This window comes from Arthrobacter sp. 05T47 (assembly GCF_056395825.1).
The window spans coordinates 16,062-30,047 of sequence record NZ_JBFTKG010000036.1 but is presented as its reverse complement, the minus strand read 5'-3'; the positions used below and the strand labels follow the sequence as shown (position 1 = coordinate 30,047).

At 67.1% G+C, this 13,986-nt stretch carries 18 protein-coding genes; 15 read left to right on the top strand and 3 right to left on the bottom strand.

The window, feature by feature from the left end; translation table 11 throughout:
• Nucleotides 1-120 precede the first annotated feature (120 nt).
• The 5 genes from AC1DEY_RS19225 (at nt 121) to AC1DEY_RS19205 (ending at nt 4,587) form a co-directional block, all read left to right on the top strand.
• Entirely contained in the window at nt 121-1,434 is a 1,314-nt protein-coding gene (locus tag AC1DEY_RS19225) for an alpha-hydroxy acid oxidase (RefSeq protein ID WP_476869360.1), read from the top strand.
• On the top strand, nt 1,434-2,387 hold the full coding sequence (locus AC1DEY_RS19220; protein WP_476869359.1) for an ABC transporter substrate-binding protein: 954 nt from the start codon (nt 1,434-1,436) through the stop codon (nt 2,385-2,387). The genes AC1DEY_RS19225 and AC1DEY_RS19220 overlap by 1 nt, the downstream gene beginning before the upstream one ends.
• Before the next feature lie 12 nt (nt 2,388-2,399).
• Nucleotides 2,400-3,347 (top strand): amino acid ABC transporter permease, encoded by a 948-nt coding sequence (locus AC1DEY_RS19215; protein ID WP_441411242.1) that lies wholly within the window; start codon nt 2,400-2,402, stop codon nt 3,345-3,347.
• Nucleotides 3,344-4,108 (top strand): amino acid ABC transporter ATP-binding protein, encoded by a 765-nt coding sequence (locus AC1DEY_RS19210; RefSeq protein ID WP_476869358.1) that lies wholly within the window; start codon nt 3,344-3,346, stop codon nt 4,106-4,108. The genes AC1DEY_RS19215 and AC1DEY_RS19210 overlap by 4 nt, the downstream gene beginning before the upstream one ends.
• 98 nt (nt 4,109-4,206) lie before the next feature.
• Nucleotides 4,207-4,587: a RidA family protein gene (locus tag AC1DEY_RS19205; protein WP_476869357.1), complete on the top strand. Its 381-nt coding sequence runs from the start codon at nt 4,207-4,209 to the stop codon at nt 4,585-4,587.
• A 57-nt stretch (nt 4,588-4,644) separates the two neighbouring features.
• On the opposite strand, the gene AC1DEY_RS19200 is transcribed toward AC1DEY_RS19205, so the two are convergent.
• Nucleotides 4,645-5,253 (bottom strand): hypothetical protein, encoded by a 609-nt coding sequence (locus tag AC1DEY_RS19200; protein WP_476869356.1) that lies wholly within the window; start codon nt 5,251-5,253, stop codon nt 4,645-4,647.
• A gap of 183 nt (nt 5,254-5,436) precedes the next feature.
• On the opposite strand from AC1DEY_RS19200, the gene AC1DEY_RS19195 reads away from it, so the two are divergent.
• The 7 genes from AC1DEY_RS19195 to AC1DEY_RS19165 all read left to right on the top strand — a co-directional run bounded on the left by AC1DEY_RS19195 (nt 5,437) and on the right by AC1DEY_RS19165 (nt 10,115).
• Nucleotides 5,437-5,808, top strand: coding sequence for an ArsR/SmtB family transcription factor (locus tag AC1DEY_RS19195; RefSeq protein WP_476869355.1), 372 nt, complete (start codon nt 5,437-5,439; stop codon nt 5,806-5,808).
• Nucleotides 5,783-6,250: an SRPBCC family protein gene (locus tag AC1DEY_RS19190; protein WP_476869354.1), complete on the top strand. Its 468-nt coding sequence runs from the start codon at nt 5,783-5,785 to the stop codon at nt 6,248-6,250. The genes AC1DEY_RS19195 and AC1DEY_RS19190 overlap by 26 nt, the downstream gene beginning before the upstream one ends.
• Nucleotides 6,251-6,422: 172 nt before the next feature.
• Nucleotides 6,423-6,833, top strand: a complete 411-nt coding sequence (locus tag AC1DEY_RS19185) for a TOBE domain-containing protein (protein WP_390203796.1) — start codon at nt 6,423-6,425, stop codon at nt 6,831-6,833.
• Nucleotides 6,830-7,645: a molybdate ABC transporter substrate-binding protein gene (gene modA / locus AC1DEY_RS19180; RefSeq protein WP_476869353.1), complete on the top strand. Its 816-nt coding sequence runs from the start codon at nt 6,830-6,832 to the stop codon at nt 7,643-7,645. Before AC1DEY_RS19185 ends, modA begins: the two co-directional genes overlap by 4 nt.
• 8 nt (nt 7,646-7,653) lie before the next feature.
• Nucleotides 7,654-8,475 carry an ABC transporter permease gene (locus AC1DEY_RS19175; RefSeq protein WP_476869352.1) on the top strand — a complete coding sequence of 274 codons (822 nt, stop codon included), beginning with the start codon at nt 7,654-7,656 and terminating at the stop codon, nt 8,473-8,475.
• A complete protein-coding gene (locus AC1DEY_RS19170; RefSeq protein WP_476869351.1) occupies nt 8,472-9,521 on the top strand; it encodes a sulfate/molybdate ABC transporter ATP-binding protein in 1,050 nt (349 codons plus the stop codon). The genes AC1DEY_RS19175 and AC1DEY_RS19170 overlap by 4 nt, the downstream gene beginning before the upstream one ends.
• 162 nt (nt 9,522-9,683) lie before the next feature.
• On the top strand, nt 9,684-10,115 hold the full coding sequence (locus AC1DEY_RS19165) for an SRPBCC domain-containing protein (RefSeq protein WP_476869350.1): 432 nt from the start codon (nt 9,684-9,686) through the stop codon (nt 10,113-10,115).
• A 67-nt stretch (nt 10,116-10,182) separates the two neighbouring features.
• Here AC1DEY_RS19165 and AC1DEY_RS19160 read toward each other — a convergent pair whose 3' ends face one another.
• Both AC1DEY_RS19160 and AC1DEY_RS19155 read right to left on the bottom strand, forming a co-directional pair.
• Nucleotides 10,183-10,755, bottom strand: coding sequence for an MOSC domain-containing protein (locus AC1DEY_RS19160; protein ID WP_476869349.1), 573 nt, complete (start codon nt 10,753-10,755; stop codon nt 10,183-10,185).
• 164 nt (nt 10,756-10,919) lie between these two features.
• Nucleotides 10,920-11,933 (bottom strand): medium chain dehydrogenase/reductase family protein, encoded by a 1,014-nt coding sequence (locus tag AC1DEY_RS19155; RefSeq protein ID WP_476869348.1) that lies wholly within the window; start codon nt 11,931-11,933, stop codon nt 10,920-10,922.
• A gap of 241 nt (nt 11,934-12,174) precedes the next feature.
• Here AC1DEY_RS19155 and AC1DEY_RS19150 point away from each other — a divergent pair, with 241 nt between their 5' ends.
• From AC1DEY_RS19150 to AC1DEY_RS19140, 3 genes are all read left to right on the top strand, one after another.
• A complete protein-coding gene (locus tag AC1DEY_RS19150) occupies nt 12,175-12,609 on the top strand; it encodes an ArsR/SmtB family transcription factor (protein ID WP_476869347.1) in 435 nt (144 codons plus the stop codon).
• Complete coding sequence (locus tag AC1DEY_RS19145) at nt 12,606-13,103, top strand: SRPBCC family protein (RefSeq protein ID WP_476869346.1); 498 nt, start codon at nt 12,606-12,608, stop codon at nt 13,101-13,103. The genes AC1DEY_RS19150 and AC1DEY_RS19145 overlap by 4 nt, the downstream gene beginning before the upstream one ends.
• Nucleotides 13,104-13,192: 89 nt before the next feature.
• Nucleotides 13,193-13,981 (top strand): alpha/beta fold hydrolase, encoded by a 789-nt coding sequence (locus AC1DEY_RS19140; protein WP_476869345.1) that lies wholly within the window; start codon nt 13,193-13,195, stop codon nt 13,979-13,981.
• Nucleotides 13,982-13,986 lie beyond the last annotated feature (5 nt).

Below are 13,986 nucleotides of genomic sequence, written 5' to 3'. Positions count from 1 at the left end.
AAAATCAATTCTTTTGGAGGAATCTACATATAGGTGAGGTGAGATCTTCGTCACCATTGAGGGACGAAGTTGATCGAGGTTTCCACGCAGGAGATCCACGCAAGACATAAAGGACGCGAAATGAGAATCAAGGACATCAAGTCACTGGCGGCGGTCCAGGGGCCCGCCCGGTCAGTGGCGGAACGGCTGCAGCGGCGTTGCTACAGCGTTGAGGACATGCGGAAACTGGCCGCCAAGCGCCTGCCCGGGAGCGTGTTCGACTACATCGAGGGCGGCGGCGAGGACGAGGTCTCCCTGCGGCGCAACCAGGCGTCCTTTGATGACTGGGCCTTCCTCCCGAAGTGGGGTTCGGTGGAGCACCTGGACCTCAGCTCAACCCTCCTGGGCGGCAAGGTAGCGATGCCGCTGACCCTGTCCCCAACCGGCGGAACCCGGTTGTTCCACCCCGACGGCGAGACCGCCGTCGCCCGCGCCGCCCTGGACGCCGGCGTTCCCTACGGGCTGGCACACCTGAGCACCACCACCATGGAGCACGTCAGCGCCGCCGCCCCCGGACTGCGGCGCTGGTTCAACCTCGAGCCCACGGCGGACAAAGGCCTCCTGCAGGCTGTCCTGGACCGGGTCTCGAACGCGGGCTACGAGGCACTGGTGGTCAACGTCGACTGCCGGGCCATTGGGCACAGGGAACGCGACTACCGCAACGGATTCACCGCTCCGCCGTCCATCAAGCCCAAGACCGTCATTGAAGGGGCGCTGCACCCCCGGTGGGCCCTGGGATTCCTGGCCAACGATGCGATTGCCTTCCCGAACCTGGACGCCGAAATTCCGGAAGGCCCGCTCTCCAGCACCCCGGACATGTGGCGGACGCTGCTGGCGGGATCCTACGAACCCACGGACTGGGACGACATCCGTGACCTCAGGGAGCGGTGGAACGGTCCCATCATCCTCAAGGGCGTCGTCAACCCCAGGGACGCCGTCCTGGCTGCCGGGATCGGCATCGACGCCATCCAGGTCAGCAACCACGGCGGCAGGCAACTGGACCACATGGCCTCGGCCCTGGACGTACTGCCCGACATCGTCGAGGCGACGGCCGGCCGGCTTGAAATCATCGTCGACGGCGGCATCCGCCGCGGCTCCGACGTCGTCAAGGCCCTCGCGCTCGGTGCCGACGCCTGCGCAATCGGCCGCCCGTACCTCTACGGTCTCGCCGCCGCCAGCCAGGCCGGCGTTGCCCACGTCCTGAAGCTGATGGCCGCCGAAATGACGCGCACCATGATGCTGCTTGGCGTATCCACGATCCAGGAGCTGCGCGAGGAGGGCCGTGACCTGATCCGGCACCGCAACGAGGCCTTCACACGCGCCCTTCCCGCCGAAATCTCCCCGAACCCAACGTCCGCGGCCCAGCTGGCCTACTCCGATACGAGGACCCCCTGATGAAAACCCCCACAGCACCGGCTTCCCTGAAGCTCATTCCACGCGGCGTCCCCGCCGTCCTGGCTGCGGCGGCACTCCTGCTGGCGGCCACCGCCTGCGCCCCCAGCACCGCCACCTCACAGACGCCGACGCCGTCGGGAGACTCCGCCGGAACAGGCACCGGAGTCCCGGCCCTGGCGGTCAACGACGCCGCCGCGCAGCTGCTACCGGACTCGATCAAGTCAACAAAGGTCCTGCGCGTGGCCATTCCCACCAACGAGCCGCCGACACAGTTCTACCGCGAAGGGACCCAGGAAATGACGGGGACCAACCCGGACATCGCACGCCTCCTCGGCCAGGCCCTGGGTGTGAAGGTAGAGATCCAGGTGGCCAATTTCGACTCCATCATCCCCGGGATGGCCGCAGGCCGGTATGACATGACCGTGTCGTCGATGACCCCCACGGAAAAGCGCATGGAGGTCCTGGACTTCGTTGACTACATGCAGATGGGCAACTCCATTGCCGTGGCAAAGGGGAACCCGCAGGGGATCACCGACCAACACGCCCTGTGCGGACGCAAGGTCGGGCTCCTGACCGGGTCCTACCAGCTCACGGTCAACGTCCCTGACTACGACAAGGCCTGCACCGCGACCGGCAAGGACACCATCCAGAGAAGCGAATTCCAGGACACGCGGCAGGCCATCTCCGCCCTGTCCAGCGGACGGCTGGACGCCGTGCTGGCGGATTCGCCGATTCTGAACTTCGCTGCCACACAGAATCCCCAGATCGAGATCGCCTCAAAATATGACTTCACACCGGTCGGTGTGGGCATTCCCAAGGACTCCGGCCTGGTGAAATCCGTCTCCGCCGCACTCTCCGAAGTCATCAAGAGTGACTCCTACCTCAAGGTGCTCGGCAAGTACGGACTTGAGTCCAGCGCCATCACCGACGCCCGCGTCAATTTCGCCCAATAGGAGGTGACGACCATGCAGCAACAACACGCCCTCCCGGCAACCCGCCAGGACACGCCGGCGTCGCCGGACTCCATCCCCGTGGTGCCGCTCCGGCACCCGCTCCGGCTGGCAACCGCCGTCGTCCTCATCCTGGTCGCACTCAGCGCCGTATGGGACGTGGCGGTGAACCAGCGGTACCACTGGGACGTCGTCGTCTCCTATCTCTTCGCCCCGCAGGTCATCGCCGGGGCCGGGCTGACCATCCTCCTGACCGTGGTCTCCATGAGTGTCGGCGTCGCCCTGGGCACGGTCCTGGCGGTCATGCGGCTCTCGGCCAACCCGATCGTGAACACCATCAGCCGGGGCTACATCTGGTTCTTCCGGGGCACGCCCCTGCTGGTGCAGCTGATCTTTTGGTACAACATTGCCGCCTTGTATCCGGTGATCGCCTTCGGCCTTCCGCTCGGCGGCCCCTCGCTGGTCCTGGGATCGGCCAATGCGCTCATCACCCCGCTGGGCGCCGCGCTGCTGGGGCTGTCCCTGAACGAGGCCGCATACATGGCCGAGATTATCCGTGGCGGCATCGGATCGGTGGACAAGGGCCAGTACGACGCCGCCCGGGCACTGGGCATGAACGGCAGCCAGCTCATGCGCCGGGTCATCCTTCCCCAGGCGATGCGCGTGGTCCTTCCGCCCACCGGCAACCAGGTCATCTCCATGCTCAAGGGCACGGCCCTGGTCAGCGTGCTGGCGATCTCGGACCTGCTGTACTCGGCCCAGATCATCTACTCCAACAACTACCAGACCATCCCGCTGCTCATCGTCGCCAGCCTCTGGTACCTGCTCATGACTACCGTCCTGAGCTTCTTCCAAACCAAACTTGAACGGCGCTACGGGCGCGGCTTCGACGCAGCGCCGCGACGGGCACGCCGGTCAAAGACCCGTTCAAAGACAAGTTCAACGACAAGGACAGCATCATGAACACCGCCATGGTGGAAGCCCAGGGAGTCCGCAAGAGCTTCGGCTCGACCGAAATCCTCAAGGGCATCGATTTGAGGATCGAACGCGGCTCGGTGACCTGCCTGATCGGCCCGTCCGGTTCCGGAAAGACGACGTTCCTGCGGTGCATCAACCACCTGGAAAAGGTCGACGCCGGACGCCTGTACGTGGACGAACAGATGGTCGGCTACGCCGAGCGCAACGGACGCCTCTACGAAATGAAAGAACGGCAGACGGCGCGGTCACGGCTGACCGCAGGCATGGTCTTCCAACGCTTCAACCTGTTCCCGCACATGACGGTGCTGGAGAACATCGTCGAAGCGCCCGTCCATGTACTCGGCCGTCCCCGAAACGAAGTCACAGCCGAGGCACAGGCCCTGCTGGAACGCGTCGGACTCGGCAACCGGGGGCACTCCTACCCCCAGGAGCTCTCCGGCGGGCAGCAACAGCGGATTGCCATTGCCCGGGCGCTGGCCATGAAACCCAAGCTCATGCTCTTCGATGAGCCCACGTCGGCGTTGGACCCGGAGCTCGTCGGAGAGGTGCTGGACGTCATGAAGTCCCTGGCCGAGGCGGGAATGACCATGGTGGTGGTCACCCACGAACTCGCGTTCGCCCGCCAGGTCAGCGACCAGGTGGTCTTCATGGACCAGGGAGTCGTAGTTGAAAGCGGACACCCGTCCGAGGTCCTGGACAACCCGCAGCACGAACGCACCCAGGCCTTCCTGTCAAAGGTTCTCTAGAACCACCAGCAGCCGACCACCGGCAACCGAGCATCACCAACTTGCCATCACCCACTCGGGCCGGCCATCAGGCCGCCCGCATGAAAGGACAACATCCAATGTCGCGACAGCAGATCAGCACCGACCTCGCGCCCAGCCCGGCGGGGCCCTATTCCCAGGCCATCGCCGCCAACGGCTTCCTCTACACTGCCGGCCAAACCCCGCATGATCCCGCCACCGGCGAAACCGTCGGCACCACCATTGAAGAGCAGACCGAACAGACCATGAAGAATCTGGCCGCCGTCCTCGGCGCGCACGGCCTGGACTTCTCCCACGTGGTCAAGGCCACCGTGCACCTGAACCACCCGGGCCGGGACTTCGCCGGGTTCAACGCCATCTACGCAGGGTTCGTCGAAACCCCCTACCCGGCGCGAACCACCGTGGGATCGTTCCTGGGTGACTTCCTGGTCGAGATCGACGTCGTCGCCGCTCTTCCCTAGCGGTCCCCGGCGCACGCCGGAACCGCTCTTCCCTAGCGGTCCCGGCGTTCGCCGGGACTACGGAGTGGGGCTGGGGGAGGGGCTGGCGGTGGTTGGGCTGGTGGTGGTTGGGCTGGGGCTGGGGCCAGCCGTGCCCGCCGAAGCCGTGCTCCCGGATTGCGTGGGGGAGGAGGTGCCGGATGCGGGCGCCGCGGGCATGTAGGACTCGTATTCGGGCAGCGTCGCGTTCAGGACCGGAAGTTGTACATCGGCCGACGTGCCCGTGGCGTCTTCGCTCACACGCACCGTGACCATGGAGCCGGGGGCTCCGCCCGAGGGGTCCAGCGTCATGGCCGGTGGTTGGGCCAGGGAGGTATGGCCGTTGGCCTTGACCGGAATCGATACCGGAGCCCCTGAGGCGCCCGAAATGGTGACGGTAGCGTCCTTTGAGGAGGCGTTGAACACCGTTCCGATGATCCGCCCGGGCTGGTCCGCTGCGTGGGAGAGGATGAGCATGTCCGCCAGCTTTATCGAACCGACCACGGTGTTGATCCCGTTGGTCGCCGGTGTGATCTTCGCGGTTTCCGCCGAATTGTCGTAGGAGCATCCTGTGGTCAGCAGGACCACGCCCAGCGTGAGGGCGGCGGCCGCATATCTCATCCCTGCCCGAAAGATCGTGGTTGCCACGGCCGGCTCCTCTCGGCAAAGCGTTGTCTGGATAGCTCCGATTATGGTCCGGACGGGCGCCGAAATCGAGGGAGCGGGCATGGGAACAGAAATCACAAAACCCTTGACGCCGGACCGCACGCAGGCGCATATTTAACACATCAGTTAATTAGCAGAATTRTTAAATACGAAGGAAGCATCCCGGTGTCAACCGATCGGCTCAGCCTCATCTTCTCGGCGCTCGCCGACCCCACCCGCAGGGCCATCCTGGCCCGGCTGGCGGAGGGCGAAGCCACCGTCAATGAGCTGGCCGAGCCCTTCGAGATCAGCCTCCCCGCGATCTCGCGCCACCTCAAGGTCCTGGAGGCCGCGGGCCTGATCACCCGGAGCCGCAATGCGCAGTGGCGCTCCTCGAAGCTGGAGGCCGCGCCGCTGCGCGAGGTTGCCGAATATATGGAAGAGTACCGGCGCTTTTGGGATGCCAGCTTCAGCCGCCTCGACGCGCATCTGCGAAAAATCCAGCAAGTTCCCAAGAATCAGGAGCCAGGCAATGAGCACCCAACAGAACACCCATGAGTCCCACATTCTCTCGATGACCAGGGACTTCGATGCTCCCCGCGAGCTGGTCTTCAAGGCCTTCACGGATCCAGACCAGCTCGCCGCCTGGTTCGGCCCCGTGGGAGTGGACTCGCCCAGGGACCGGATTGTCGTTGAGCCCCGCGTCGGAGGCGCGTGGCAGCTGGTCATGGTCTGGGAGGAGGGCGGCGCCGCCAAGGAAGGACCGATCGACGCCGTGATCTCCGTCTTCGACCCGCCGTCGCTCCTGGTGGCCACCCAGCGCGCGGAGCCCGACGCCGGCACCGTTGTCCAGCTCGAGATGCGGCTGGAGTTCGAGGACCTGGGCGGACGGACCCGGCTGCATCTCACGCAAGGACCATTCGACAGCGCCGAATTCTTGGACATGACGCGCGAGGGCTGGGGCACCTCGTTCACCAAGCTCGACAAGGTCCTGGCCTAGGCGAAGCGCCTCCAGCGTCCCAGCGGGACGCCGCAATGCGGCGCCCTGCTGGGTGCTTCGTTGGAGGCCGGGTGGCTCTCTTCGCGACGCGAACAATCCGCAACGCGATGATTTCTTACTGATTTGCGGATCAGAATGCCCATATCTTCCGCAAATAGGAGATTATGGTGTCATGCCGAAAATTCGCGTATCAGAAGCAGCACGTTTTCTCGGGGTCAGCGACGACACCGTCCGGCGCTGGACCGAGAGCGGGATCCTGACCCCGGTCAAGGATGACTCCGGCCGTCTGGCCGTGGATGGCCTGGAACTTGCGCACCTCGCCCGCGACCAGGCCCAGCTTCCCGAGGACCCCACCAAGGTGGGCCGCTCCGCCCGCAACCGGTTCGTCGGCCTCGTCACGGGAATCACCGCCGACAAGGTCATGGCCCAGGTTGAGCTGCAGTGCGGGCCCTTCCGCGTCGTGTCCCTGATGAGCAGCGAAGCGGTTCGGGAACTGGGCCTGGAGCTCGGATCCGTCGCGACAGCCGTGGTCAAAGCCACCACCGTCATCATCGAAACGCCCCACGGAAAGAGCATCATATGATCATCGCCCGCAAGCACGTCACCGCACTGTTCGCCGCCGGCGCCCTGACTGCAGCCCTGGCCGGCTGCGCCTCCGGAACCCCCGCAGCCACGGGAAGCAGCCCGGCCGCCGCGAGCGCCTCCGCGGCGCCGTCACTGTCCGGCACTGCGACCGTGTTCGCCGCGGCCTCCCTGAAGTCAACCTTCACCAAGCTGGCCAGCGACTTCGAGGCGAAGAACCCGGGCACCAAGATCACGCTGAACTTCGCCGGCTCCTCGGACCTGGTCACGCAGATCTCCCAGGGTGCCCCGGCGGACGTCTTCGCCTCTGCCGACACCAAGAACATGACCAAGCTGACCGACGCAAAACTGATCGACGGCGCCCCGGTCAACTTCGCCACGAACGTCCTGGAGATCGCAGTCCCGCCGTCCAACCCGGCGTCGATCAGCTCCTTCGCCGACCTCGCCAAGCCGGGCGTTAGGGTGGTTGTCTGCGCACCCCAGGTTCCCTGCGGCGCCGCGACCGCCACCGTCGAAAAAGCCACAGGTACCACCCTGGCGCCGGTCAGCGAGGAATCCTCCGTCACTGATGTCCTGGGCAAGGTCACCTCCGGTGAGGCCGACGCCGGCCTGGTCTACGTCACCGACGTCAAGACCGCCGGCGACAAGGTCAAGGGCATCCCCTTCCCCGAGTCGGACCAGGCCGTGAACACCTACCCGATCGCCACCGTCGGCACGAGCAAGAACAAGGAGCTGGCCGCCGCCTTCATCGCCACGGTCACCGGCAGCGAGGGCCAGCAAGTCCTGAGCGACGCCGGATTCGGCGCCCCCTAAAGGACGGCATGAACCCACGCAGCGGCACCGGCTACACCGGGATCCCGCCTTGGATCTACGCCATCGCGGCGGCAGGAGCACTCTTCGTCCTGCTGCCGCTGGTGGCCATGGTGGCCAAGGTCAACTGGCCGCAGTTCATCCCGCTGATCACGTCCGAATCCTCGCTCACTGCCCTGGGCCTGAGCCTGCGCACCTCCMCGGCCAGCACCGCCCTCTGCATCGTCCTCGGCGTGCCCCTGGCACTCGTCCTGGCCCGGAGCCCGTTCCCGGGCCAGCGGCTGCTCCGGGCCTTCGTCCTGCTGCCCCTGGTGCTGCCGCCAGTGGTGGGAGGCATCGCCCTGCTGTACACGTTCGGACGGCAGGGTCTCCTGGGCCGGAGCCTCGAACTGGCCGGCATCCAGATCGCGTTCTCCACCACCGCCGTCATCCTCGCCCAGACGTTCGTGGCCATGCCGTTCCTTGTCGTCAGCCTCGAAGGCGCCCTGCGAACCGCCGGCAACAAATACGAGGCCGTCGCCGCAACCCTCGGGGCGCGCCCCAGCACCGTGCTGCGCCGCGTCACCATCCCGCTCGTGCTGCCCGGCCTCGCCTCCGGCGCTGTCCTGTCCTTCGCCCGCAGCCTGGGCGAATTCGGTGCCACCCTGACCTTCGCCGGAAGCCTGCAAGGCGTCACCCGCACGCTTCCGCTGGAGATCTACTTGCAACGCGAAACCGACGCCGATGCCGCCGTCGCGCTGTCCCTCCTGCTGGTCGCAGTGGCGGTGGCCGTCGTCGGACTCTCCTACCGGCGGCCGCGCGTCGGCGCAGCACCGGAAGGGGCATTCCAGTGACCTTTCAGCTCGACGCAACCCTCGCGGCACGGGGCTTCGAGGTCTCGCTCAGCCTCGGACCGGCCGAAACCATCGCCATCCTCGGCCCGAACGGTGCCGGCAAGTCGACACTGCTCTCGATCATCTCCGGGCTGCTGCGCCCCGACGCCGGCCGGGCCGTGCTCGGGGACAGGGTCCTCTTCGATTTGGCGGCGGAGAAGAACATTTGGCGGGCACCCCACACCCGGGGCACGGCGCTCCTGGCCCAGGAGGCCCTCCTTTTCCCGCACCTCAGTGCCCTGGACAATGTCGCGTTCGGGCCCCGCAGTGCCGGCGCGTCCAACGCCGCGGCCCGGGAGACGGCCATGCACTGGCTCGCCGAAGTCGACGCCGGGGACCTCGCCGCGCGGCGTCCCGGGCAGCTCTCCGGCGGACAGGCCCAGCGCGTTGCCGTGGCGCGCGCCCTCGCCGCCGACCCGGACCTGCTGCTGCTCGATGAACCGATGGCAGCCCTCGACATTCACGCGGCCCCGCTGCTCCGCCGGCTGCTCAAACGGGTCCTCGCCGGCCGCCGGGCGATCATCATCACCCACGACATCCTGGACGCCCTGATGCTGGCCGACAGGGTGATCGTCCTCGAGGACGGCCGGATCAGCGAGGCGGGACCCACCCGCGACGTCCTCGAAAGACCCCGCAGCCGGTTCGCCGCCGGCCTGGCCGGGCTGAACCTCGTGGCCGGCACCGTCAGCGCCGCCGGCGTCACCACTGCGGCAGGGATGGTGGTCGCGGGCCACCAGGACGGCAGCATCGACCCCGGGCAGGACGGCGTCGCGGTCTTTCCGCCCTCGGCAGTATCTGTCTTCCTCACCGAAGAGCACGGCAGCCCGCGGAACTCATTCGCGGTGGCAATCACGGACCTTGAACCGCACGGCGACCAGATCCGCGTCCATGCCGGCGGCCTCTCCGCGGACATCACCCCGGCCGCGTCAGCGGACCTCGGCCTCACCCCGGGAATGACCGTCTACTTCGTCATCAAGGCCACGGCCATCGCCATCTACCCGGCCTAGCGACCGTGCGTCCGGGGGGATCGGCGGATGCGCCGTGGTGGGGACAGGCTTACGGCCGCTCCGGCTGGCGGAGTAGTCTCGGTGCCGGGCGCTGCCGGCGCTGACCGATTCCGAGTGAAGCCGATTCCGGGTGAAGCCGATTCCGAGTGAAAAGGGAAAGCTATGACTGATAAATATGTGGCGACGTCGACCATCACCATCGAGGCGCCCGCGAGCCGGGTATGGTCCGTGCTCACGGACCCTGTCGCCATCAAGGAGTTCATGTTCGGCACCGACGTCGTGACTGACTGGACGGTCGGCGGACCCATCGCGTGGCGCGGCGTTTGGGACGGCAAGGCCTACGAGGACCGAGGCAGCGTCCTGGAGTTTGAACCCCGACGGCGGCTCGTTGTCACGCACTTCAGCCCGCTGAGCGGCCAGGAGGATGCGCCCGAGAACTACCACACGCTTACCTGGACGCTCGAGGAACGGCCCGGCACGACCGAATTCACACTCTCACAGGACAACAACGCCAGTGCCGAGGAGGCCGAGCACTCGAAGGGCATGTGGGACAGCCTGGTGAAGAGCGTGAAAGCAATCGCTGAGCGGCAATAGGGCGGGAGTACGCAGGACGGGAATAGGGCATACGGCCGCGGCCGGCTGCCACGGCAGCGGGTGTCCGCTATGGCAGCCGCGACGGGCGCAGCAGCGTGGGAATTCCGGCCTGCGTGGGGTCCAGGGGAACGGGGCTGACCAGCACGGCCGGCCCGCGGCTGAGAAGGCCGTCCGAGAGCGGCTGGCAGCGAACGCCTCCCCGGCCCCGCATCGCGGCGTGCGCGCCCGGGGCCAGCATCCGGTCCATCCAGGCGCAGGGATGGGCGGGCCGTCCGGCCCGCAGCCGGACCACGTTCCCCCTCGACTCGAGCGCGAAGTCATGGCCAAGCAGCGGAGCGAGGTGTGCACCCCTGAGGACAACGTTGCGCCGGGTCAGGAGCGGGTCAAAGGGCCCGGCTCCCAGTTCCGCGGCCATCGCCTCGAGGGCTTCGATCGAGAGGAGGGTGACGGCGGCGTCCATGTGTGCGGCCTTGCCGAAGAACCGGTCTCCGACGATGCCCTTGCCGGCCACCAGTTCCACCCGGTCCGCGTCGGCGGTGGGTACTTGCGCGGCGCCATCGCGTGCCCGGCCGAAGTAGGCGTGCGCCGGCGACACGAGGAGGTGCAGGACCTCGACGTCGTACCTGTAGCTTGCCGTCATCCCCTAAAACTATCCCGATCGCTGCCGCGCGCGAAGCCGCCGGAAACTCSCGAAGCCGCCGGAAACCCGCGRGGTCGCCGTAASCTTCCGGCGAGTTCGCAGGCTTCCGGCGAACTCGGCGGTGGGCTGCGCTTCGTAATGCTGCGGCGGGGACCATGCCGGSCTCAGGGTACGAGCACGATCTTCCCCTTTGTCGCGGTGCTCCCCAGCAGCTCGTGGGCGCGACGAACCTCGGAAAGCGGYAGACGCTCGGCCACCACGGGGTGAATCTCGCCGCGGCGGAGCATCTCGAGCAGCGCGAGGAAGTCGGCCTGGAACCAGTCCTGGTGATGGAKGCGCAATTTCTGRATCCGGTAGGAMAGCACCTTTCTGCSGGGCGACAGCCAGCCCCAGAGTGCGACGGTCCCGGTCGCGGCGTACCAGGCGATGACKCCSGGCCAGTTCTTGCGCCCCTGCGCGATGGTGGCGTAGCGGCCGAACACGACGAGCCGTCCGCCGGGCCGGAGTGCGCGGAAGGAGCGCAGCGACAGCGGGCCACCGATTCCGTCGAGCGCGATGTCCACGCCGTCGACGGTGAGCGCGCGGACACGGGCCAGGAAGTCCTCGTTCTGGTAATCGATCGCCACGGCACCCAGCTCCTCCACCGCGGCGCGATCCCGGCCCGCGGCGCTCCCGTAGAGGCGGAGGCCGGCCAGCGCCCCCAACTCGAGGATCGCGGTGCCTACCCGGCCGGCCGCGCCGTGAACCAGAACGCTCTCCCCGGGCTTCGACTTGGCYGTGCGGTGAAGCAGCTGGTARGCGGTCATGTAGGGGAACACGAGGCTCACGACCTCGGCCGGGTCGAGGTCCTCAGGCACCTCCACCGCGTATGCCTCCGGCACGCAGACGCGCTCGGCGTTGGCGCCCCACACAGTCAGCGCGCCGATGCGGTCTCCCACCCTWACGCGCGAGCAACCGGGCCCGATCTCATCAACGATGCCCACGAGCTCGTAGCCGGGCGTGAAATGCGGCTTCGGTCCGCCGAGATACGTGCCGGCGCGAAGCTGTGAGTCGGTGAACGAGACACCCGACGCCAGGACCCTGACGCGGACGTCGCCCGGACCGGGCCGTGGATCGTCGACCTCCACCACTGTTAGGACCTCGGGGCCGCCGAAGCGGTCGATAACCACGCGCTTCATGGGCTCACTCTACGCTCGCGGCATTGTTGGCACAGGGGCTCCAGGCCACGCAGTGTCAGGGCCCTTCGGGCACCCCGACGGTCTCAGGGGTGGTGTGCGGCGGCCGCGTTGCGCGAAATCGCCGGACACCTGCGGGCTCGCCGTACACCTCCGGCGAGCTGGCGGGTTCCCGCGAAGTCGGCGGCCTGAGGCCCGCCAAACCATTGACACCCCTGAAGCGGCCGGACTATCCTACAACCAAATGGTTGTAGATCAGCTCCGAGACCAGCTCAGCGACGAAGAACTTGACCGCCTGTTCCAAGCCTTCGCCGACACCACCCGCCGGGACATCGTGCGGCGGGTGACAGTGGGCGAGTACTCGGTCTCCGGACTGGCTGCCCTCTACGCCATGAGCTTCGCGGCCGTCCAGAAACACGTGGCGGTCCTGGAACGCGCTTCCCTTGTCTCCAAGGAGAAGCGGGGGAGGGAGCAGATTGTGCGGGCCAACCACGACGGACTGCAAAGGGCCCGCCGGCTGCTCGACGAGTACGAAGTCATCTGGCGGCAGCGSGCCGACCGGATCGCCGCCCTCCTCGCCGAGACGGCCACAACAGCACCAGTCAATACGAAAACRSTCAACAAGCAAACCAGCAAGGCACAACCAGCACAGATGAAGGATGGGAAGGGTTCGTCATGACGGTTACCAATTCAGTCAAGAATCTTGAGGCGCTGAGCCTCACCGTGGTCGCCGAGTTCGACGCCGGCGTGGAGCGCGTCTGGCAGGTCTGGGAAGACCCGCGACTGCTCGAACGCTGGTGGGGACCGCCCACGTGGCCGGCYACKTTCGAGACGCACGAGTTTGTCCCCGGYGGCGCGGCCAGCTACTTCATGACGGGGCCAGAGGGGGAGAARCCCCGCGGCTGGTGGCGGTTCACCGCCATTGACGCGCCGCACCGCCTGGAGTTCGACGACGGCTTCGCGGATGACAACGGCGATCCCGTGRCCGACATGGGCGCCGGTCACGCCGTCGTCACGCTGGAGCCARTCGGCGACCGTACCCGAATGACCATCYTGTCCACGTTCGAGTCCGAGGAACAGATGGAGAAGATCCTCGCCATGGGCATGGAAGAAGGCATGAGGGAAGCGCTGGGCCAGGTGGACGCGATCCTCGCCGAGWCCGTCAACGCCTGAGCWGCGACGCAAGCGGACGACGGCGGGAATCTCCCGCCGTCGTCCGCGAAGCCCTGTTCAGCCCGGTCCGTGCGGCGGTAACATGCCCTGTGGCATTCACGCACGGATACGCGGCGAACGGCGACCTCCGCATGTACTACGAGGTCCATGGCCCCGCGCTGGCCGACCGGCCCCCGCTGCTGCTGATCCCCGGCGGAGGCTCGACTATTGAGACCAGCTTCGCCGGCCTCATCCCCGCGCTGCTGGCCGAGAGCCGCCAAGTGATCGCCGTCGACGAGGAAGGCCACGGMCGCACCGSCGCCACCGGYCGCCCGCTGACCGCCGAAAACTCGGCCGAGGACGTCAAGKCYGTGCTGGATGAGCTCAAYGTGGAGTCCGTGGATGTGCTCGGCTTCAGCGCCGGGGGCCACACCGCGCTGGCGCTGGCCATGAAGTATCCGGATTCCGTGCGGTGCCTCATCGCCGCGTCCACCTTCGTCAGCCGCGACGCTGTCGCCGACGAGTTCTGGGAGGGCATGGCGACGGCCACCCTCGATCAGATGCCGGAGGTGTACAAGGACGCGGACCGCCGGCTGAATCCGGAGCCCGGACACCTCGAGCGGATGTTCGAGCTCGACCGCCAACGGATCCTGACCTTCCCCGGCTGGGCGGATGATGACCTGCGCCGCATCACGGCCCGCACRCTGGTGCTGAGCRCCGACCGCGACGTCATGGGTGCCGAACACGCCGTGCGCATGTCCCGCGTCATTCCGGGGGCGCGCCTGATGATCGTGCCCGGCAGCCAYGGMGACTACCTYGGCGAACTGGCCGCGAGTGGCGGCGACCTGCGGGCCATGCGGACCGCCATCCCGTACCTGCTGCGSTTCCTGGAAGAGTAGTCGGC